The organism is Chromohalobacter sp. HP20-39, assembly GCF_033052815.1.
GTDB lineage: Bacteria > Pseudomonadota > Gammaproteobacteria > Pseudomonadales > Halomonadaceae > Chromohalobacter.
Genome location: NZ_JAWHTP010000006.1, coordinates 137,675 through 157,299, shown reverse-complemented (window position 1 = coordinate 157,299; position 19,625 = coordinate 137,675). Strand labels below are relative to the sequence as shown.

At 59.1% G+C, this 19,625-nt stretch carries 22 protein-coding genes; 10 read left to right on the top strand and 12 right to left on the bottom strand.

Annotated elements, in window-relative coordinates; translation table 11 throughout:
* Positions 1 to 201: 201 nt before the first annotated feature.
* The 4 genes from RVY79_RS22015 to RVY79_RS13390 all read right to left on the bottom strand — a co-directional run bounded on the left by RVY79_RS22015 (position 202) and on the right by RVY79_RS13390 (position 1,314).
* A complete protein-coding gene (locus RVY79_RS22015; RefSeq protein ID WP_411161731.1) occupies positions 202 to 489 on the bottom strand; it encodes a type II toxin-antitoxin system RelE family toxin in 288 nt (95 codons plus the stop codon).
* The gene (locus RVY79_RS13400) at positions 486 to 782 is read right to left on the bottom strand and encodes a hypothetical protein (RefSeq protein WP_317464779.1); all 297 of its coding nucleotides are present in this window, start codon (positions 780 to 782) and stop codon (positions 486 to 488) included. Before RVY79_RS13400 ends, RVY79_RS22015 begins: the two co-directional genes overlap by 4 nt.
* A gap of 120 nt (positions 783 to 902) precedes the next feature.
* Positions 903 to 1,196 carry a BrnA antitoxin family protein gene (locus tag RVY79_RS13395; protein WP_317464778.1) on the bottom strand — a complete coding sequence of 98 codons (294 nt, stop codon included), beginning with the start codon at positions 1,194 to 1,196 and terminating at the stop codon, positions 903 to 905.
* Positions 1,156 to 1,314, bottom strand: a complete 159-nt coding sequence (locus RVY79_RS13390; protein ID WP_317464777.1) for a BrnT family toxin — start codon at positions 1,312 to 1,314, stop codon at positions 1,156 to 1,158. The genes RVY79_RS13395 and RVY79_RS13390 overlap by 41 nt, the downstream gene beginning before the upstream one ends.
* A gap of 99 nt (positions 1,315 to 1,413) precedes the next feature.
* Between RVY79_RS13390 and RVY79_RS13385 the strand changes: the two genes are divergently transcribed.
* The 3 genes from RVY79_RS13385 to RVY79_RS13375 all read left to right on the top strand — a co-directional run bounded on the left by RVY79_RS13385 (position 1,414) and on the right by RVY79_RS13375 (position 3,057).
* On the top strand, positions 1,414 to 2,442 hold the full coding sequence (locus RVY79_RS13385; RefSeq protein WP_317464776.1) for a CNNM domain-containing protein: 1,029 nt from the start codon (positions 1,414 to 1,416) through the stop codon (positions 2,440 to 2,442).
* 85 nt (positions 2,443 to 2,527) lie between these two features.
* Positions 2,528 to 2,785, top strand: a complete 258-nt coding sequence (locus RVY79_RS13380) for a type II toxin-antitoxin system RelB/DinJ family antitoxin (RefSeq protein WP_280540201.1) — start codon at positions 2,528 to 2,530, stop codon at positions 2,783 to 2,785.
* Positions 2,785 to 3,057, top strand: a complete 273-nt coding sequence (locus tag RVY79_RS13375; protein WP_317464775.1) for a type II toxin-antitoxin system YafQ family toxin — start codon at positions 2,785 to 2,787, stop codon at positions 3,055 to 3,057. Before RVY79_RS13380 ends, RVY79_RS13375 begins: the two co-directional genes overlap by 1 nt.
* Before the next feature lie 58 nt (positions 3,058 to 3,115).
* Here the strand turns inward: RVY79_RS13375 and RVY79_RS13370 are convergent, their stop codons facing one another.
* Positions 3,116 to 4,240 (bottom strand): putative sulfate/molybdate transporter, encoded by a 1,125-nt coding sequence (locus RVY79_RS13370; RefSeq protein ID WP_317464774.1) that lies wholly within the window; start codon positions 4,238 to 4,240, stop codon positions 3,116 to 3,118.
* 482 nt (positions 4,241 to 4,722) lie between these two features.
* Between RVY79_RS13370 and RVY79_RS13365 the strand changes: the two genes are divergently transcribed.
* The gene (locus RVY79_RS13365) at positions 4,723 to 5,388 is read left to right on the top strand and encodes a hypothetical protein (RefSeq protein WP_317464773.1); all 666 of its coding nucleotides are present in this window, start codon (positions 4,723 to 4,725) and stop codon (positions 5,386 to 5,388) included.
* 82 nt (positions 5,389 to 5,470) lie between these two features.
* Here the strand turns inward: RVY79_RS13365 and RVY79_RS13360 are convergent, their stop codons facing one another.
* The 5 genes from RVY79_RS13360 to RVY79_RS13340 all read right to left on the bottom strand — a co-directional run bounded on the left by RVY79_RS13360 (position 5,471) and on the right by RVY79_RS13340 (position 9,238).
* Complete coding sequence (locus RVY79_RS13360) at positions 5,471 to 5,674, bottom strand: cold-shock protein (RefSeq protein WP_133694127.1); 204 nt, start codon at positions 5,672 to 5,674, stop codon at positions 5,471 to 5,473.
* A gap of 169 nt (positions 5,675 to 5,843) precedes the next feature.
* Positions 5,844 to 6,134: a hypothetical protein gene (locus RVY79_RS13355; RefSeq protein ID WP_317464770.1), complete on the bottom strand. Its 291-nt coding sequence runs from the start codon at positions 6,132 to 6,134 to the stop codon at positions 5,844 to 5,846.
* A 669-nt stretch (positions 6,135 to 6,803) separates the two neighbouring features.
* The gene (locus tag RVY79_RS13350; protein ID WP_317464769.1) at positions 6,804 to 7,181 is read right to left on the bottom strand and encodes a histone-like nucleoid-structuring protein, MvaT/MvaU family; all 378 of its coding nucleotides are present in this window, start codon (positions 7,179 to 7,181) and stop codon (positions 6,804 to 6,806) included.
* A 91-nt stretch (positions 7,182 to 7,272) separates the two neighbouring features.
* Positions 7,273 to 8,619, bottom strand: coding sequence for a Na+/H+ antiporter family protein (locus RVY79_RS13345; protein WP_317464768.1), 1,347 nt, complete (start codon positions 8,617 to 8,619; stop codon positions 7,273 to 7,275).
* A gap of 409 nt (positions 8,620 to 9,028) precedes the next feature.
* On the bottom strand, positions 9,029 to 9,238 hold the full coding sequence (locus RVY79_RS13340) for a hypothetical protein (protein WP_317464767.1): 210 nt from the start codon (positions 9,236 to 9,238) through the stop codon (positions 9,029 to 9,031).
* Positions 9,239 to 9,674: 436 nt separating this feature from the next.
* Here RVY79_RS13340 and RVY79_RS13335 point away from each other — a divergent pair, with 436 nt between their 5' ends.
* The 5 genes from RVY79_RS13335 (at position 9,675) to RVY79_RS13315 (ending at position 14,719) form a co-directional block, all read left to right on the top strand.
* Positions 9,675 to 11,003, top strand: coding sequence for a hypothetical protein (locus tag RVY79_RS13335; RefSeq protein WP_317464766.1), 1,329 nt, complete (start codon positions 9,675 to 9,677; stop codon positions 11,001 to 11,003).
* Positions 11,004 to 11,372: 369 nt separating this feature from the next.
* On the top strand, positions 11,373 to 12,218 hold the full coding sequence (locus RVY79_RS13330) for a GGDEF domain-containing protein (protein WP_317464764.1): 846 nt from the start codon (positions 11,373 to 11,375) through the stop codon (positions 12,216 to 12,218).
* 192 nt (positions 12,219 to 12,410) lie between these two features.
* The gene (locus RVY79_RS13325; RefSeq protein WP_317464763.1) at positions 12,411 to 13,061 is read left to right on the top strand and encodes a hypothetical protein; all 651 of its coding nucleotides are present in this window, start codon (positions 12,411 to 12,413) and stop codon (positions 13,059 to 13,061) included.
* Positions 13,058 to 13,798 (top strand): DUF3307 domain-containing protein, encoded by a 741-nt coding sequence (locus RVY79_RS13320; protein ID WP_317464761.1) that lies wholly within the window; start codon positions 13,058 to 13,060, stop codon positions 13,796 to 13,798. Before RVY79_RS13325 ends, RVY79_RS13320 begins: the two co-directional genes overlap by 4 nt.
* A gap of 24 nt (positions 13,799 to 13,822) precedes the next feature.
* Complete coding sequence (locus tag RVY79_RS13315; RefSeq protein ID WP_317464760.1) at positions 13,823 to 14,719, top strand: N-acetylmuramoyl-L-alanine amidase; 897 nt, start codon at positions 13,823 to 13,825, stop codon at positions 14,717 to 14,719.
* 176 nt (positions 14,720 to 14,895) lie between these two features.
* Here the strand turns inward: RVY79_RS13315 and RVY79_RS13310 are convergent, their stop codons facing one another.
* On the bottom strand, positions 14,896 to 15,447 hold the full coding sequence (locus RVY79_RS13310) for a helix-turn-helix domain-containing protein (protein WP_317464759.1): 552 nt from the start codon (positions 15,445 to 15,447) through the stop codon (positions 14,896 to 14,898).
* Between the two features lie 276 nt (positions 15,448 to 15,723).
* On the opposite strand from RVY79_RS13310, the gene RVY79_RS13305 reads away from it, so the two are divergent.
* Positions 15,724 to 16,902, top strand: a complete 1,179-nt coding sequence (locus RVY79_RS13305; protein WP_317464757.1) for a benzoate/H(+) symporter BenE family transporter — start codon at positions 15,724 to 15,726, stop codon at positions 16,900 to 16,902.
* Between the two features lie 20 nt (positions 16,903 to 16,922).
* On the opposite strand, the gene ppc is transcribed toward RVY79_RS13305, so the two are convergent.
* Complete coding sequence (gene ppc, locus RVY79_RS13300) at positions 16,923 to 19,574, bottom strand: phosphoenolpyruvate carboxylase (protein ID WP_317464756.1); 2,652 nt, start codon at positions 19,572 to 19,574, stop codon at positions 16,923 to 16,925.
* Positions 19,575 to 19,625: the final 51 nt, after the last annotated feature.

Below are 19,625 nucleotides of genomic sequence, written 5' to 3'. Positions count from 1 at the left end.
ATGAACTGCTGAAGAAGCTCCTTGGCGGCCAGCAAAGGATAACTTCTATAGCTCATCTGATCATCCGGGACCCTACACGTAGTAAGAGGTAATACCTCTAAATACCATAGAGCGCTTCGGCCTGGCTGTCGATGATTCGGGTACCCGGAATATCGGGTTGAGACGATGGCAGATGGGCACGGTTGCTAGGCGGGAAGGATATCAAACCCGCCGGTCAGCGAGTTTATAAACCTCTTCATCTCGTCGCGCGCCCACCGCCACGATCAGCACTTGGATGGCTTCTCCATCCACCTTGTACACGATTCGCGTATTGCCAGTACGGATTCGCCGGCAACCGGTTAGCGTCCCTCGAAGTGGCTTCCCGAGCTTGTCAGGCTCGCCATCGCGTATCCGTGCTTCAATGACATCCAGGATACGCGTTGCAGCGGCCGAGCCGAGTCGCGTCAGGTCTTGCTGTACGTCTGGGTGGTAGATGACACGCCAAGTCACAACTCACTCGACCGATCAAAACGCGCACGCATGTCATCATGGGCGATGGCTTGGTCAGCCTGATAGCTGGCTAGCCGGTCCCGAGCGACTGCCTCGATACGCAGGTCTTCGAGTTCATCGACGAGATCCTGATAGGCCTGGACGTTCATCAACACCGCTGCGGGCTGGTTATCCTTGAAGATCACCAGTCGGTCAGTCTGTCTGGAAGAGATTTCCTTGAGCCGGGAGCTGAAGCTACGCGCCATGGCGGTTGCAGAGACCGCCTCTTCGGGTCGTTCTAGTAGCGTCGCCATAATAGGCCTCCATTAACCGCACAGCTAAACATATTATTATGTGTATAATAATCATACCCAGCCATGGCGGCAAGCTCCACTAGCGATACCCGACGCCGTCACCAAGCTGTCTTACGCCAATCACTGTCGTCTATCCAGCTCGTTGATGTCATGCTCGGCCAGAAACTGGCGAAGGGCTTCATTCATGCGAGTTTGCCAGCCAGGGCCAGATTCCCGGAAGGCGTCGATGACGTCTTGATCATACCGCACCTTCACCGGCATCTTCTTGCGCACCAAAGGCGGTCGCCCACGGCCACGCTTGACCAACTTGTCATCCTCGTATTGATAGGCTCCCTCAAACCAATCATCGTCGAGTTCGGGGGCATCATCGGGATCAATCCAAGTAGTCTTTGAATCGTCTTTTCTCGCGATCATTGGCATACCTCATCGAGATAATGCGGCGCTTATTACCGCGCCACGTCCATACTATCACCACGGCCCGTTCATTTAGCTTGCCAACCGTAAGGTAAGACAGATAGGGCAAGTATTGCATCCTTCTCCCCACCCACCGTCGCAAAACGCCGTACGCATGGATTGACAGCTTTCTTCGGGACTGGATAAATACTCGCTCCATTTTTAACCAAGAGTCTTCATGGTCCTCCTTGCGGCCTTTGCCCTGCTTTCCATCGGGTTTTCATTTCTGTGTTCCATTCTCGAGGCGGCGTTGCTGTCACTCACGCCGAGCTATATCGCGCAGTTGAAGGATGAGCGCCCCAAGCTGCATGCCTCGCTTTCCAAGCTGAAGTCCAACATCGATAGGCCGCTCGCGGCGATCCTGACGCTCAATACCATCGCGCATACCGTGGGCGCGACGGGCGTGGGCGCGCAGGTGGCGGTGGTGTTCGGCGATACCTACGTGGCGATTGCCTCGGCTGTGATGACGCTGGCGATTCTGGTCGTCTCGGAGATCATCCCCAAGACCATCGGCGCAAGCCATTGGCGAGCCATCGCCCCGCTGCTGCCGCCGATTCTGCGGGTGATGATCGTGGTGTTGACGCCGTTCATCTGGCTTTCCGAGCGGATCACCAATCGTATCGGCAGCACGCAGAACGATGTCGATATGCGCGGCGAGATCAAGGCGCTGGCGCGCATCGGCCTGGATGAGAAGGCGCTGGATAGCGACGAGACGCGCGCCATCGTCAATATTCTCAATTTGCATGAGATCAAGGTGAAGAGCGTGATGACGCCGCGCACGGTGTGCGTGGCGGTGACGCCGGATCTCAACGTGGCGGACTTCGATACGCAGTACGGCAAGATGCAGTTCACGCGCTTTCCGGTGATGGACGGCGGCGAGCAGGCGATCGGCTACATCCACAAGGCGGATACTTATCACGCCGAGGATGAGCAGACCATGAAGGTGCTGATGCACCCCATCGAGGCGCTGCACGAAACGGACAACGTGGAGCATGTCTTCACCGCGATGCTCAAGGATCACGGCCATATGCGCGTGGTGTACGACGAGCACGGCACCTGGGTGGGCTTGATCACGCTGGAAGACGTCATCGAGACGATTCTCGGTCAGGATATCGTCGATGAAACGGACAACGTCGAGAACCTGCGTCGGTACGCCAAGCAGCGCTGGGTGAAACGCCTCAAGCGTGATGGCGGCGATACGCCATGATGCAAGCATCAGGTTGATGAATAGCGGCCACCGATTATATCGGCTATACTGTGGCTACCATGTAGCTACAACAGGAGGCAATGCCATGAGCGCTGATACTGTCGTCCGTGCTCGCATCGACAGCGAAACCAAAGAGCGCGCCACTGCGGCTCTGGAAGCGATGGGACTGTCGGTTTCCGATGCCATCCGTTTGTTGATGCTGCGAGTCGCTGACGAAAAACGCCTGCCCTTCGCCGTTCAAGTGCCGAATACGACCACTACAACGGCGATGAATGAGCTAGAAGCCGGGAAGGGAAAACGCTTCGATAGTGCTGACGCTCTATTCGACGATTTGGGTGTCTGATGCTGACACCTGTTCGCTCCAGCCAATTCAAACGGGATGTGAAGCGCGCCGTTAAGCGCGGCAAGGACATAACAAAGCTGAAGAGCCTGCTCGGCCTACTCGTCGCGCAGGCTCCATTGCCTGAGGAATATCAGGATCATCCGCTGCGGGGAAACTGGAATGGCTACCGGGACGCCCACATCGAGCCGGACTGGTTATTGCTGTATTGCGTCGTGGGCGATGAGTTGCATTTGGCACGTACCGGCAGTCATTCCGACCTTTTCCAAGACTAAACCTTCCCCAACGTCGAGAACCTGTGTCGGTACGCCAAGCAGCGCTGGGTGAAACGCCTCAAGCGTGATGGCGGCGACGCCAGCTAATCCGCGCCCATTCGGCAATACCACCTGCGACTAGCCCCCAGAAGGGATCGAGCGCGAAGGTGACCACGGCGGTCGCGGCGATTACCGGCCAGCACGAAGGTTTGCTGTCGAACAGCCGCTTGGTGATAGCCAGTTGCCAAGCGGCAACGAGCAATAAGGCGCCCAGCCCGGCGCCAGGAATACTCGCAAGCAGCCCCAGCCCCCATTGCGGTGGCAAACATGCCACAGCCAGCAACAAACCTCCCAGTAGCAACGGCGCAGTGCCGGTGCGTGCGCCGAAACGGTAATGCGCGGCCAGGCCTCCGGCGCCATGACACATCGGCAAGGCGCCCATCGGGGTGAGGATGAGATTCGCCAGCCCGGAGGAAGCCGACAGACGCGCTGGTGTGACATGCGCGGCGCGTTCACCGAAGTAGTCGCCGGCAACGAGCGTGGTCAAGACGATGGCATTGGTGACGGTCAACGAGAGTTGTGGCAACACCAGCATCGACATGGCACGTTCGACGCTTTGCATATCCGGCCAGCTCGCCAGCGCGGGAAACCACGTAGCGCCGGTGTCGATGAGCGGCGCACTCGCGGCCTGGAAATGCCCCAGTCCCCAGGCCGTCACTAACGCCAGCACCACGGAAGGCCAGCGCGGAAAGCGCATCGTCACCAGCAGCACGCTGAGCGTGGCGATGCCGAGCCAGGCTTGCTCCGCCATCAGCGAGAGACTGGTCAAGGCCAGCAGCGCCCCCAGCCCCAGTTGCAGCCCGGCCAACACGGATTGCGGGATCAGGCGATTGAGCCGCGCGATCCAGCCGGTCAGTCCCAGGATCAACAGCACCACGCCGATCGTCGCCCCGGCGATGGCCAGTTCCAGCGGCGACATGCCCGCCGTCAATATGACGGCCGCCACGGCTTTCATGGGCTGCACGGGGATCGGCAGGCGATAGTAGAACGCCGTGCCCAGATAGAAGACGGCAAACCCCAGCACTACCGGCACGGGCGCTAACCCACCGATGGCGATGCTCCCCAGCATCAGCGGCAGCAAGGTGCCTAGATCGCCCAGCGCGCCGTTGAGTTCGCGCAGATTGAAGGCAAAGGCCGTTTTCATAACATTTGTTATCCCGTCTTCATTTATTACATCAATACACAATCTTCTCGCGTATTCTCACATCTCGCCAACGATACTAAAGATCGGTGTTAATACGTTACGAAATTCCTTTTGCGCTGGATGCATGAAAGCGCTTAGCCTCAACGCACGATAGGAGGAGGCACGTTAGTGGCCAGGTAGGCCTGCCCAATGGCAATGCCAGGGAATCTCCTATCCCCGATTCAAGCACCATGCAACCCGAACGCTTCGAGCCGGCAGATAAGGCGGCTAAAACGATCCCAGTCAGCATTTTTGACCAGCTATCCCGGTTTAGGCGCCCGCAAGGACGCGGTCCGTGGTCAGGATGACCAGCGCCACCTATTCAACAGGTTTAGTGACTGTTTGCTAGACTCGCTACAATCGAACGCTGCCGGCAATACTCGCTGGGTAGCGTTTTTCTTTTCCAATCAATGCCGTTTACCCCCTTATAAGGAGAGCAAGGAATGCTCGAGTGGCTCAATAATAATAGCGGTGCGCTGAGCGCGATCGCGAGTTTTTGCACCCTGGGCGTGTGGCTGTTCTATGCGCAGTTGCTGTATCTGGGGTTTGCGCGCCAGCGGCGGCCGCGCATTCTCATCAACCGCGGTCGCAGCAAGTCGCCGGACGGCATGTGCCTGATCAGCAACATGAGTTCGGAGGCGATCTTCGTCACGAATGTCTTGGGTGTATTGCATACGTCCCAGGGCGAATATACCTGCGATCTAACCGATTACACGCGGACGGACGATAGCGGAGAAGAGAGTAGCGAGGAGCACGCCACGCGCCAGGGCCCACTTGCTTCGGGCGACTATCACCAAGTGTGCTCGTTCAGGGAGATCATCGATCACATCGCGGAGGGCCACGAGCTCGATATCGACCGGAACACGCTGACGCTCGAGGATGAAACGCTGAGGATGCTGGAGATCCGACTGATCGCGATCTATGGCAGCGAGAACCGCCCGCTGGGCGCGTACCGGTGTTTCATGCTGGAGAAGGAAAACCTCGACCCCAATATCAAGCATCAGGACTGCTTGATCGTGCCGACCTCGTTCGATACCTACCGCGTGTCACGGCGCTGGCATCAGAAGCGTATTCGTAATTGGCTGGAGTCGCTGCCGAGCAGCCGTTGATTATCCGCCGCCCCAAACGCAACAGGGCCCGCCGAAGCGGGCCCTGCCAACAAAGCCTTGCGGCTTTAAGCCAGACTGGAAATCAGTCAGCTTTGATGTTGGAAGCCTGGAGGCCTTTCTTGCCCTGAGTGACGTCAAAAGAGACTTTTTGACCGTCCTGCAGAGACTTGAAACCTTCAGCCTGAATTTCAGAGAAGTGGGCAAAGAGGTCGTCACCGCCGTCGTCCGGAGAAATAAAGCCGAAACCTTTAGCGTCGTTGAACCACTTAACTGTACCAGTTGCCATTTTCGATATCCTTCTTGCGCATTGCGCTTTCAATTGCCGGGTATTTACCCGAGTTGCAGTGGGTAAAACAAATTAGCGATACACCAGGCTCTCGAAGACATCGATTACTACTGACGGTATGCCACTTGCTAACCTACTGCGCTTAGCTTGAAACATTGCCGGGGCGCTGTCAAGGCCTTTTCGCCTTGCGCTCCGGGAGCGCCAGTGGCGCGGCCCCGGCCGATTTTTCACTGCCCGTGTGTGACGAGTTCTGCAGCTCGACAATGGTGCGCAACAGCGTCGCGACGCTGTAGCTGGATTGGCTGTATTCATGCATCAGCGCCTGCAGGCGTTCTTCGAACGGCGGCTCTTGTGGCTTGGCTGCTTCATTACTTGCCCCACCGCCATCGAGCTCCTGAAGAGCCGTGGCGAAGGCGTCATCGAGTTCACGAAACTTGCGGAGTTTTTCACGCTCGTCCATTTGGTGCGACGAGGCTTGACGGTTGTTTTTCATGGAAATGTTAAAATCACCACGTGACGGTTCAAAAACGTAATAATGCGGCTCCGGCTGGATTCACGAAGGCGCGCGACGTACGGAGGGCGAGTCATGCTGACGGTAACGCTGGAAAAACGATCTCTTTGAACAGGCGATGTATGAATCGCTGAGCGTTGACTCGACCCGGCATTATAGATGATGCCAAATCCGCGAAGTTCAATCCCTGAAGTTTTAAACGTTCTCACCTAGCGGACAAACGCTAGCGTGTGTGCAGAACGCGATGGCGGCGTTTGCTTGTGCTGCGACAGCCGCCACAGGAAAGACTCGACGGGTCGGGGACGCCCCAGCAAATAGCCTTGGCCCACCGGGCACCCCAGCCCGTGCAGACATCCATCTATGCCTGAGTTTCTATCCCTTCGGCGACAACAGTCAACCCCCGATTCCTGTCATTGTGACGTAGCGAGAAACCTTGTCTTCGCATTCACGGCTCGAGACGTTTGAATTGGGCGTGCCGCTCTTGACGGTTCATTAGCCCGGCCGCGCATTAAAGGGAGATAAAAAAGGCTGATGCTTGACGCATCAGCCTTTCCCGGAGAATACGCTTTGCGTATTCAATGCACTTTCCAGTGGAAAGCGCTTATCTCCCAAGGACGCTTAGTCCTCGACGCGTACCAACCAAGACTCGACGGTATCGTTGCCGTACTGGTCTTTCCACGCCTTGAGCGTCTTTTGGTTACCACCCCGTGTTTCCACCACTTCACCGGTGTTGGGGTTCTTGTAGATCTTGAGCTTACGCTTGCGGCGCCCGCCTGTGTTTGTCTGAGAGGCCGACGCAGGGCGAGAATCCGGCTGCGGATCGAGCATTTCGATAACGGCAGCGGGCGTCTTGTCGTACTCTTTCATCAAGGCTTCGAGCTTTTCCTTGAATTCCAGCTCAGATGTCAGGCGCTGGTCCTGCTCCAACTGCTTCAACTCTTCGCCGAGTTGCTTTAGCAGCTGTTCCTTTTTCATGTACTCGCTCAACAGAGACATTCTTTACCTCTAGGCAGTTGGGATGTGCCTCATATTATCGCCACTTATTCGCTTATTGCCAAGTCCTGTGTTTATTTTTTATTTACGCCATTTAAAGCCACATTGCCGCTAACCATCCGAAGATGATGAGTGGAATGTTGTAATGGAGGAACGTCGGGACAACAGAGTCCCAAATATGATCGTGTTGGCGGTCGACATTGAGCCCCGAGGTCGGTCCCAGCGTCGAATCGGACGCCGGCGAGCCGGCATCGCCCAGTGCAGCGGCGGTGCCCACCAGGGCTACCGTCGCCATGGGCGAGAAACCGAATTGCATGGCCAGTGGGACGTAGATCGCGGCGATGATGGGAATCGTCGAAAACGATGAGCCAATTCCCAGCGTAATGAACAGGCCGACAAGGAGCATGATCAGCGCGGCGAGCCCTTGATTGTCACCGATGATGGCGAATGCGTTTTCGACCAGCGTGTCGATCTCGCCGGTGGCTTGCATGACCGAGGCAAATCCCGCCGCCGTGATCATGATGAAGCCGATCAACGCCATCATGCGCATCCCGCTGGTGAACAAGTCATCGGCTTCACGCCATTTGAAAATGCCGCCCAGTGACAACAACGCAAAGCCGATGAGTCCTCCCACGATCATCGAACCGGTATATAGCTGAATCGACAACGCCGCGATAATGGCCACGACTGCCATCACCATTCCGCGAGTGTGGAGGCTGACCTCGCCGGAGTGATGCGGAACGTTACTGGTCACGATCTCGCTAGTGGCGTAATCGCGTGGCTTGCGGTAAGAGAAGAACACCGCGACCAAGAGCCCCAGCGCCATGCCGGCAACCGGAATGCCCATCGCCAGCGGCACCATGGTGCGCGTCACTTCAAGCCCCACGGCCTCGCCCGCCGAGTTGATGTTGGCCAACAAAATATCGTTGAGGAAGATCGCCCCGAACCCGACCGGTAACAACATATAGGGCGCGGTTAAGCCGAAGGTTAAAACGCAAGCTACCATGCGTCGATCCAGACGCAGGGGATTCATGATCTTGAGCAGCGGCGGAACCAGAATGGGAATAAAGGCAATATGTACGGGAATCAGATTCTGCGAGGAAATCGCTACTAATAATAAGGCCCCGAGCAGGATGTACTTGACCGCCGATTGGCGTTTATATGACGCCTCGTGCCCGAGCAGACGAATCAAACGCTGAGCTAACAAGTCAGGAAGTCCGGAACGTGAAATAGCCACCGCGAACGCGCCCAGCGTTGCATAGGCCAACGCCACCTTGGCACCGCCTCCCACGCCATCATTGAATGCGGCCAGCGTGTCTTCGAGCCCCAGGCCACCTGCCAGACCACCGACCAGGGCCCCCACGATAAGCGCAAATACCACCGATACCCGCGCCAAGGCGAGCCCCACCATGACCAGAACGGCCAAAATAACCGCGTTCATTGCCGTGTTCCCGTTGAGTGTATTGGACGAAAAGCTGGGGATAGTACCAGAAGTGGCCATAAGAACGTCATATTGCTGACGTCTCGTTGTCACAGGAACGCGGTACAACGGGCAATGACAAGCCATAGTTCATCGACTCATCGCTCACGGGACTATCGCTTGTTAGACAAAGGACACTGTCGTTCAGCGGGTTACGGATGCATGTTGGGCGGGGATGCCCAAGGGAATCGGCAAGCGCCGATGCGTCAGGAAGACGCCAAGGGAGTGCGAAATCTTACGCCATGGTCGAGATACTCGGCCATGGCGTTTTTATGATGCCGAAACGTCCGCCACGAATCGCGAAGCGATGGTTGTACGGACGCGTCTTGAACGGCGAACTTTTCTCGCGCGACGAGCTTTCAGCCAGCGCCTAGCAGTTGCCTTTCTTGGCTTGACCCGGTGGGCAGAAATCACCGCCGTGTCCATGTTCATCCTCATAACGATCATCATGATCACGGTGATCGTCACCGACTTCGATAATGGGCTCGGGATCGATACGCGCGGGGGTGTAGCTACACGCCGTCACGCTCAATCCCAAACCGACGAGTCCTACTACCAGCAGTGGCCACGAACGTTGCATCGACTATCTCCTCACACTCTTCCATGGGCGTAACATGCGAATACCTTAGCAGGGCACGCCGTACACCACCATGCTCTGCACGACGCATCCAGCGGCCTTGAGGCGTACACCCTACCGTCTCCGGCACCATTCCATAACAACAAACCCTAGGCATCCCCCTGTTTTTCATAACACCGGTTTATGTATCCGATATCTTTCGGTATGATGCGTCTCATAACGAAAAATGAAGAAAATTCAGGGAACTTTTGAACCGCATCCCACTACATGGTTCATCTCGCATGGATACCACCCTCATTCGCAGGGTGAATGTGTCCTCGTGCACCCCATGAACAAGAGGTCATGGGATGCCCGGTCGATGTTTCCTTGACGTCAGTTCGCAAGGGCGACCCTGCCCATCCGACGACTCACGACCCTAAGCAGGAAACGGAGAAAAAAAGTGGCACAACGATCATTCAAGGCAGCCGGCCTCGCCATGGGCGTTACCGGCACACTGGCTTTTGCTGCACCGGCATTGGCACAACAAGACACCGAAGCCATGCAACGTCAGTTGGATGCCCTGCGCGCGCAAGTCGAGCGCATGGAGCAGCAACTCAACGCCCAGCAGTCGACCGCGACCGCCGACAGCGACCAGGCAAGCTCGCAGACGCGTGATCTCGCCAAGGAAAACCGTTCACTGATCGAGTCGATTCAGGACTCCCAGTTCAGCGGTACGCTCCAGTTGAAAGGCGTTTATAACGATTGGGATGAAGTCGACAAGGACACCGCCGGCGACATGGACTTCGGCAAGTTCACCCTCGGCGTCGACGGCCAGCACGACGACTTCCTATACGCGTTCGAGTATCGCTTCTATGACGGCTACCAGTTCCTCAAGAAGGGCTGGATGGGCTATCAGGCTACTGACAACGACACCGTCAAGGTAGGCCTGGTCCAAACGCCGTTCGGTAACATGGATTACGGCTACCTGGGCTGGTACGGCAACCTGCCTTACCTGGCCGGTTTCAACGACAACCAGAACGCGGGTATCAAGTGGGATCATACCCAGGGCGCCTGGGATACCTCACTGGCCTTCTTCAAGAGCGACCAGTTGGGTGATGGCGACGAGCACTACGGTGCCAATGCTGTCGCTGATCCGAGTAATCCGGTTGGTAATAGCCCCCAAGGCAATTCCGCCGAGAACCAGCTCGCCGCGCGTGTCGCTTACACCTTCGGCCAGGGCACCGACTACACCACCGAGATCAACTTCTCGGCCAAGGGTGGTCAGCTCTACAACAAGCAGACCAACGAAAGCGGCAGCAACTGGCAGGCCGCCGTGGGCTTGAACGGCAGCTACGGCAACTGGTATACGCTGTTGCAGGCCACCGCCTACGAATACGCTGCCGAGAACCCGGCTGAGTCTACTACCGGGGTTTCCGATGACGTTCTTGAGATCGGTGCATTCGGCTTCAGCTATCTGATCCCCGCCAAGGGGCAGACGTATTCCGCCAGTGTGGCGTATAGCATGGATGTCAACTGGGGCGATATCGATAACCTCTACTTCTACAACGACTTCAGCTATATCAGCCCGAACGGCGATTATTCCCCGGTCAATGGTGGCTTCGGCAATGTCGATGACCCCATGCTCAACGATCTGGGCATGAAGGTCACGGCCGGTCCGTATTACGCCTGGTTCAGCGTCATTTCAGGCAAGAACGCGCTGAATTACTTTGGACCGGTGGACGGTGATTGGCACACCAGCTTGCAGACCAACTTCGGCCTCAACTTCTAAGACCTTACTTGACTAGCTGACGTTTTTAGTGCCCCGCTCCCCAGGAGCGGGGCTTTTTTGTATGCACCGGCGATTGCCATGAGCAACTGATCTTTCCATTGAACCGGAAATTTAAAATATAAATCAATACTTCAATAGCTGGCTCAATATAGCCCCACGCCCAGGCGCTCTTTTTCACCTGATGTGAGTCAATTCACAGGAAATTAATTTTATTTTACTTATAAGGCTACTTTATTTACATTGCTTTACTACTTAGACTGAGCACTTCATAAAAAAATGGCATCGATGCTAATGTCGATAATACCGAAACAGGGAAAACATACACTTATCTTCAAAAGGCGATGGGCACGCCTGTGGGTGCCGGCCTTCATGGTCAGCGGCCTGTTCGGCTGGGGAGTCGGGGCGACGCACCTGCCCTGGAGCATACAGCTTCTCGCGCTGCTATCGCTGGTAACACTGATCGCAGGCTGGGTACTCCTGAGAATCGACCGAGACCTTTTGCAACCCATGCGGCGCCTCTCGGAGCATGCTCGTCGGCTTCATGAAGGTGATAATACCCATCTCATGATGACGACCTACCTCACCGAGCGCCACGATGAAATCGGCGAGCTGGCACGCCAATTCCAGCATTTGGTGGAGGATCTCAAGACGCACAATGCCCAGTTGCTGGAACAATCGCTGATCGATCCGCTCACGAAACTGGGCAATCGCCGTATGCTGGAAAACCGTCTGGATGCTGCCCTACCGCTGACGCGCCGCCTCGACTGTACGGTGTCGGTGCTGATGATGGATGTCGACCATTTCAAACCTTACAACGACTACTATGGTCATCCGGCCGGCGATGAATGCCTGGTGCAAATCTCCGGCGTACTACGCGATACCTTCCGCCGCGAAACGGATATCGTCATCCGCCTGGGCGGCGAGGAGTTTCTGGTCTTGCTCATCGATACGCCCAGCCAGGAGGCCTGGCGACTCGCCGATGCCATGCGCGGCATGATCCAGGCCATGAGAATCCCGCATGAGTACTCGTCCGCCGCCGATGTAGTGACCGTCAGCGTGGGCGTGGTCACCAGCCCACCCGGCATCAGCGCGGATATCGACGACATGATTGCGTGCGCCGATGAAGTTCTGTACGCCTGCAAGGCGCAAGGCCGCAACATCACCCAGGCACGCATGCTCTCGTCTACTACCGAGGTGCTTGAGGCGAATGCCTGAAAGCCCCCAGGCAGACAAGACGGCCCGATCATGCCCTGTAGGGTTGGAATGCCTCAAATACTGTATATAATTACAGTTATTGAGGCGACACGCCCCGCCTCTCTTTTCAATCGAATTATTATACGAATAGATGGAATAATAGTATTAATCTACTATTATTGCTATATATCGTAATGAAAGGCGATCGTGGACATGGATGACATACCGCTCGGCGTGCTTACCGGTGACATTGTTGGATCGCGCCGCATCAAGGATGCCGTAGGACTCGATAAGGCGCTCGAGAGCACTCTCGCACTTCTCGAAACGCAATACGCGGCACGCGTGGATCGCTACCGAGGCGACGGTTTTCAAGTCGCCTTGCACTCGCCCGCGCAAGCCATGATGGCTGCCGTGCTGACCCGTGCTGCCTTGATCCGGCACTCCCCTTCTCGCCGCGAGACATGGGACGCCCGTATCGCAGTGGCCGTCGGCGCGGGGGATTTACCCGAAACGGGGCGTTTCGCCTCGGCCAATGGCGAGGTCTATGTGCGTTCCGGCCAGGCCCTGGACGCCTTGAGCGAGGGCGATACGCGCTTTGCACTTTCATTCCCCGAGCCCGATGACACCCTGGCCCTGCTGACCCGTTTCGCCGACGCCGTCATCCAGGGCTGGACCCATAACGCCGCTGAAGTGATGTACTGGCGGCTGCAACACGCCGAAACTCAGAAGGCCTTGGCTGAACGTCTTGGGCGCGCGCAGTCGACTATTCATCAACGCTTGCACGCCGCACGTTGGCCGCTGATCAAGGAATATCTCGTGCATGTCCGCCAGCGTATCACCGCCGTCATGGAGGCCCCACGATGATCGGTTCTCCCTTTACTACGCTACTGCTGTTGCTGATTGCACACCTGGCGGGGGATTTTCTGCTCCAGAGCGCCGCCTGGGTTCGCGACAAGAACGCCCGTCGCCAGCGTTCCCGGGCCCTTTACTTGCATGCCGGCGTGCACGGGGCTTTGGCCTGGCTGGTGCTCATCCGTTCTCAATCCCTTGCCACCGCCGTGCTGGGCGCGGCTTTCATCGCCGTCACGCATCTCGTCATCGACGCCCTCAAGAGCCACGCCCCGGCCGAGCGCGTGCGTTACTTCGTCATCGACCAGGCCCTGCATGTCACCGTGCTCATCATCACCTGGGGATGGCTCGTCGGTGACGGTGCCTGGCTTGGCCATGCCGTCGCGTGGCTATTGCACCCCCGGACTCTGCTGGTGACCTTGGCGTACCTGATCGTCATGCGGCCGTTTTCGATTCTCATTGCCCTGATCATGCAGCGCTGGAGCCATGGCGTGGATAACAGCGGCACGCTCGCCGATGCTGGCGCGCGGATCGGCATGCTCGAGCGGTTTCTGGTACTGACCTTCGTGCTGGCCGATCAGCTCGTGCCTATCGGCTTTTTGCTGGCCGCCAAGTCGGTATTGCGTTTCGGCGATCTGCGTGAGGATCGCGACCGCAAGCTCACTGAGTATGTCCTGCTGGGCACCATGCTGAGCTTCTCGTTGACGCTCACGCTGGGCATACTAATCGCCCATTGGTATGCCGCCCTGTAATACGTCAACTCTGGAGACGCCGCCATGCCGACGCCACGCTTTCTCTCGTACCGAACGCGATGGCGGCTCTCCGTGCCCTACCTTCCTCCAATGACCTGTCTGATCGTCGTCTGCCTGCTCGCGCTGACGGCGTGCAGCGGTACGCCGATGTTGGAATCTCGCGACGGCTACCAGGTCGATCATCGCTACCCTTCCACCGCGCAGAGCAGCCGCGTGCGCCATCTGGTGCTGCATTACACCGACAGCAATGCACGACGCTCGCTCCGCACGCTGACCGGGCCGCACGTGAGCTCACACTACCTAGTGACGCGCGCGGCGCCGCCCACGGTCTATCAACTGGTCGATGAATCGCGACGCGCCTGGCATGCCGGTGCCAGCGCCTGGGGGTCGCGTTCGAATCTCAATGACACCTCCATCGGTATCGAGATCGTCAACCGCGGGCCGCGCGACACGCCCCATGGACGCACCTGGACACCCTATCCCGCGCAACAGATCGACACGCTCATCGCCCTGGCGCGAGACATCATCGAGCGTCACGACATCGACCCCGTGGATGTCGTGGGGCATGCTGACATCGCCCCGCAACGCAAGATCGACCCCGGCCCGCACTTTCCCTGGTATCGGCTTTATCGCGCGGGCATCGGCGCCTGGCCTGACGCCGACCGCGTCGCCGCTTATCAAGCGTATTTCAGACAGCATCCGCCCACACTCGAACAATGGCAGCGTGCGCTGGCGGCTTACGGTTATCCGGTTCGTATCACCGGAACACTCGACCGCCTTACACGCGATACCTTGAGAGCCTTTCAGATGCATTTCCGGCCCGCGCACTACGATGGCCTCCCCGATGCGCAGAGCGCGGCCATTCTCTGGGCATTGCTGGAGAAATATCGGCCCGAGGCCTTAGAGGGCATCCGTAAATAGCACGTCGGTGGTAAGGCCTTTGCGAGGGCGCTGTAAACCCTTCCATGGGCGCTACATTCGTCATCTGACCGCCATGGATGGTGGAAATGCCGAAAAAGTCGGGAACTGTTTTCGGCCTTGACGAATGGCCCTCGCACCGGCTTACCACCGCGTGATGGGGCAGCCCTGGCCTAAACCTACGGGTAATGAATCACGTCGTGAAAGCGCACCGCGCGCTCGCCCCGGTTGCGATAGCCGTGCTCGCGGTCGGCGGCGAAACGGCGCGCCTCGCCGGTGCCAAGCGCGTCCCACGCCCCATCGAGGCCTAAATCCAACGCGCCCTCGAGCACCACGACATGCTCGACCACGCCACGCTCGTGGGGCGATGACTCGCTATACGCGCCCGGTGCCAACTCGATCAGGAACATCTCGAAACGCAGGTCCGGGTCGAAGGCGAAGAGCGGCGTCACCGTCATGCCGGCGGCGGCATCTTCCAATACCGCATGAGCGGCATTGTCCGGCGGGCTGCCCTCGACCGAGGCCTGTTCGAAGAACAGCGAGAACGACACGCGAAAGCCCCCCGCGATTTTCCATAGCGTCGCCACGGTGGGGCTCGACTCACCACGCTCGATTTGCCCCAGCATCGCCTTGCTGACGCCTGTGGCGCGTGATGCCCTATCCAGGCTCCAGCCTTGCGCGGCGCGCAGCATCTTGAGTGTTGCGGCAATGTGCGGTGTCGGTTCCTGCATGCCCGTGGCCTCCGGTAAACCGTCCTTGGAATGACTAGGCACTGTCCGAAAAGTGTCTGCGCTCGACCATGCTGCGTTAAAAATTGGCTCAAAGTACTCATTTACCATTGTAAACTCCGTCTTTTCGCCGATTTTTGCCTTGCCTGATCATCGCTCGTCGACTTTTCAGACAAGGCCTGCACCGTGGATTAATTGTACGCCATCGTCAGCGCTGCTATCGTGCGTTATAACGCACAACATGCCAAAATCAGCCATCCGCCTGGGCAAGGAGCCATCATGCATCAGCCTTTTTTCCTACGCGATCTGTCCGTCTCGGCTATCGTGGCGGGGTTCGTGGCCGTGCTGGTGAGCTATGCCAGCTCGGCGGTGATCGTCTTTCAGGCCGCTGACGCCGCCGGCGCTAGCCCTGCACAAATTGGCGGCTGGCTGAGCACGTTGGGGCTGGGCATGGGCGTCACGTCGCTGGGGTTGTCGCTTTACTATCGCGTGCCGGTGCTGACCGCGTGGTCGACCCCCGGTGCGGCGCTACTGGCGACGAGCCTCGGCGACTACACACTCGCCGAGGCCACCGGGGTGTTCATGTTCTCGGGCGCCCTGGTGCTGTTGTGCGGCGTCACCGGCGTCTTCGCGAGGCTCATGTCTCGCATTCCGCACGCCATTGCTGCCGCCATGCTCGGGGGCGTCCTGCTGCGTTTCGGGCTCGATGCCTTCGCCGCCCTCGACGATGCTTTCATCCTGGTCGGCGCCATGTGTGCCGCTTATCTGGCGGGACGGCGCCATTGGCCGCGCTACGCCATCCTCGGCGTGCTCGCCACGGGCTTGGCCGTGGCAGGCTTTCAGGGCGACATCGACACGGCCCGTGCGACCTTGACACTTGCCATGCCCGAGCCGGTCATGCCGCGCTTTACGCCATCATCGCTCATTGGCGTCGGCATTCCGTTGTTCGTGGTCAGCATGGCCTCACAAAACGCACCCGGCGTGGCGACCTTGCGTGCAGCCGGCTACACACCGCCCATCTCATCACTCATCGCTTTGACCGGGCTCGCGACACTCGTGTTGGCACCGCTAGGGGGGTTCTCGATCTGCCTGGCGGCGATTACTGCCGCCATCTGCATGGGGCCCGAGGCGCATCCCGATCCCAATCGACGCTACATGGCGGCGGCCTGTGCCGGTGCTTTCTATTTGCTCGCGGGGGTCTTCGGCGGGTCCATCGGCACCTTGTTCGATGCCCTACCCTCGGCGTTGATCGTGGCCATCGCCGGCCTGGCGCTATTGACCACCATCGGCGGTAGCCTGCATAACGCCCTGCGCGACGATAGCCAACGCGACGCGGCGCTGGTCACCTTTCTGATCACCGCCTCCGGCGTCTCGTTGCTCGGCGTGGGAGCCGCTTTTTGGGGGCTCATCGGTGGCTTGCTGACGCAAGGGATGCTGGCCCCCTCGCGCCGCACCTGATTTTCCCCCATACAAGACGATTAGCCAGTGTTGCGAAGGCCTGCGGCGATCCCCGCCATGGTCACCATCAACGCCCGCGACAACTCAGGGCTGATCGCCCCGTCAGCATCGCGGTTACGCTGCAAAAGCTCGGCCTGCAAACCATGCAAGGGGTCGATATAAGGATTGCGCACCTCGATGGCCTGGCGAATCAGCGGCGTGTGCTCGAGCAGTTCATCCTGGTCGAGAATATCCAGCAGTGCGGTGTGCAGATGCGCCAGACGCTCGCGCAGCGACTTGCCCAGGGCTTGCAGCGCCGGCTCGTCGACCAGGCGACGCTCGTAATACGCGGCGATGTCCGGGTCGGCCTTGGCCAGCAGCATTTCGAGCATGTCCAGATAGGTGCCGAAGAACGGCCAGCGCGCGCGCATGTCGCGCAGGCGCTCGCGGCCGTCGGGTTCGGCGAGACGCGTGACGAAGGCTTCGCCGCTGCCTAGCCAGGCCGGCAGCATGAGGCGCGTTTGCGTCCAGGCGAAGATCCAGGGAATCGCGCGCAGCGATTCCACGCCGCCCTCCTGACGTCGCTTCGCCGGGCGCGAGCCCAGCGGCAGACGGCCCAGCGCGCTTTCCGGCGTCACCGAGCGGAAATACGGCACGAAGTCAGGGTCTTCGCGCACCACGCCGACGTAGGCGCGATGCGCGATATCGGACAACCGGTCCATTTCCTCGCGCCACACCGGTTCGGGATCGGGCGGCGGCAGCAGCGTGGCTTCGAGTACCGCGCAGGCGTAGATCTCCATGGAACGCAGGGCGATATCCGGCTGACCGAACTTGAAACGGATCATCTCGCCCTGCTCGGTGACGCGCAGGCTCCCGTTCACCGAGCCCGGCGGCTGCGAGAGAATCGCCGCATGCGCCGGGCCGCCGCCACGTCCCACCGTGCCGCCACGTCCGTGGAACAGCGTCAACGCGGCGCCGTGCTCACGGCAGATGCCGACCAGTTGCTCCTGGGCGCGATACTGAGCCCAGGCGGCGGCCAGCTGACCGGCGTCCTTGGCCGAGTCCGAATAGCCGATCATGACTTCCTGACCATCGCCGGCCATGCGCCGATATCCCGGCAATGACAGCAACCGGGCGATGACGTCGCCGGCGCGATTGAGATCGTCGAGCGTCTCGAACAGCGGCGCGATAGGCAGGTGCATGTCGCCGCCGACTTCCTTCATTAAAAGTGCCACCGCCAGCACGTCGGACGGCTGCCCCGCCATGGAGATGACGTAGGTCCCCAACGCCTCGCGGTGCTCGCGGGCGATGACGCGAAAGGTATCGATGACCTCGCGGGTTTCCGCCGAGCAATCCCAGCGCCGGGGAATCAACGGACGTGGCGACTCCAGTTCCTCGAGCAGGAACGCCTGGCGCTGTTCTTCGTCCCACTCGCGGTAGTGGCCCAATCCCAGGCAGTCGCTGAGCTCGTCGAAGACCTGGGCATGACGACTGGATTCCTGACGGATATCCAGCTTGGTGAGCGAGACACCGAACACCGCCACCCGCCGCAGGGTATCCAGCAGGCTACCATTGGCGATGGTGTCCAGACCCACGTCGCACAACGAGCGATAGCAGGACAACAACGGCGCATAGAGCTGATCGCGCGTTTCGATGATCGGCACATCACTGTCGAAGGGATGCCCGTCGAGACGCGCCTTGGCCCAGTCGCGCGTCGCCTCGACCCGTGCCAGCAAGCGCTTGAGCAAGGCCCGATACGGCTCCGGGACACTGCCGACCTCGGCACGCAACGCGCCGTTGGCCTTCCACATCGAGAGCTCCGACTTGAGACGCAACAAATCACGCGCATACAGATCGGCGGCCATCCAACGGCCCAGCAGCAGGACTTCCTCGGTGACCCTCGCGGTCACGTTGGGATTGCCGTCACGGTCACCGCCCATCCACGAGGCGAAACGCAACGGTGCGGCGTCCAGCGGCAAGCGCTCGCCGGCGGAGGCCAGCAGCAGGTCATCCAGCTCACGATGAAAATCAGGTACCGCTTGCCACAACGAATTCTCGATCACCGCGAAGCCCCACTTGGCTTCGTCCACCGGGGTCGGACGTTCGTGGCGAATCTCGTCGGTATGCCAAGCCTGGCCGATCAACTCCTCGAGGCGTCCGCGAGCGCGGTCGGCGATTTCCTCGCGTTCGGTGGCGCCTTCCATGGTGCTCAGGCACTCGTCTATGGCGTCGTACTTGCGAATCAAGGTGCGCCGAATGACCTCGGTAGGATGCGCCGTCAGCACCAGTTCTACGCGCATGGCGGCCAGCGTCTCGACCAGCTTGCGCGGCGCATGGCCGGCGCTTCGAATGCGCCCGAAGAGCTCGCCGAGATCGGGCTGGGTGCCGGGCTTGTAGTCTTCGACGCGACGAAAGCGCGCGCGGTAGTGCTGCTCGGCGATATTGGAGAAGTTGAGGAACTGGTTGAAGGCACGCGTCACCGGCAGCAAGTCCTGCTCGGGCAACGCGCGCAGGTATTCAATCAATTCACGGCGGCCTTCGCTGTCTTCCTGGCGCCCTTGCTTGGCCAGGCTGCGAATGGTCTCGATCTTATCGACGAAGCCATCGCCCAGGTCATCGGCAATGGTGCGCCCAAGGCTATCGCCGAGGATGCGGACGTTATCGCGCAGCGATTCATGCAAGTCGTGACTCATGATGCCCTCCGTGGTGGGTGTGCCGGTCATCGCAGTGACCAACATGGCAAG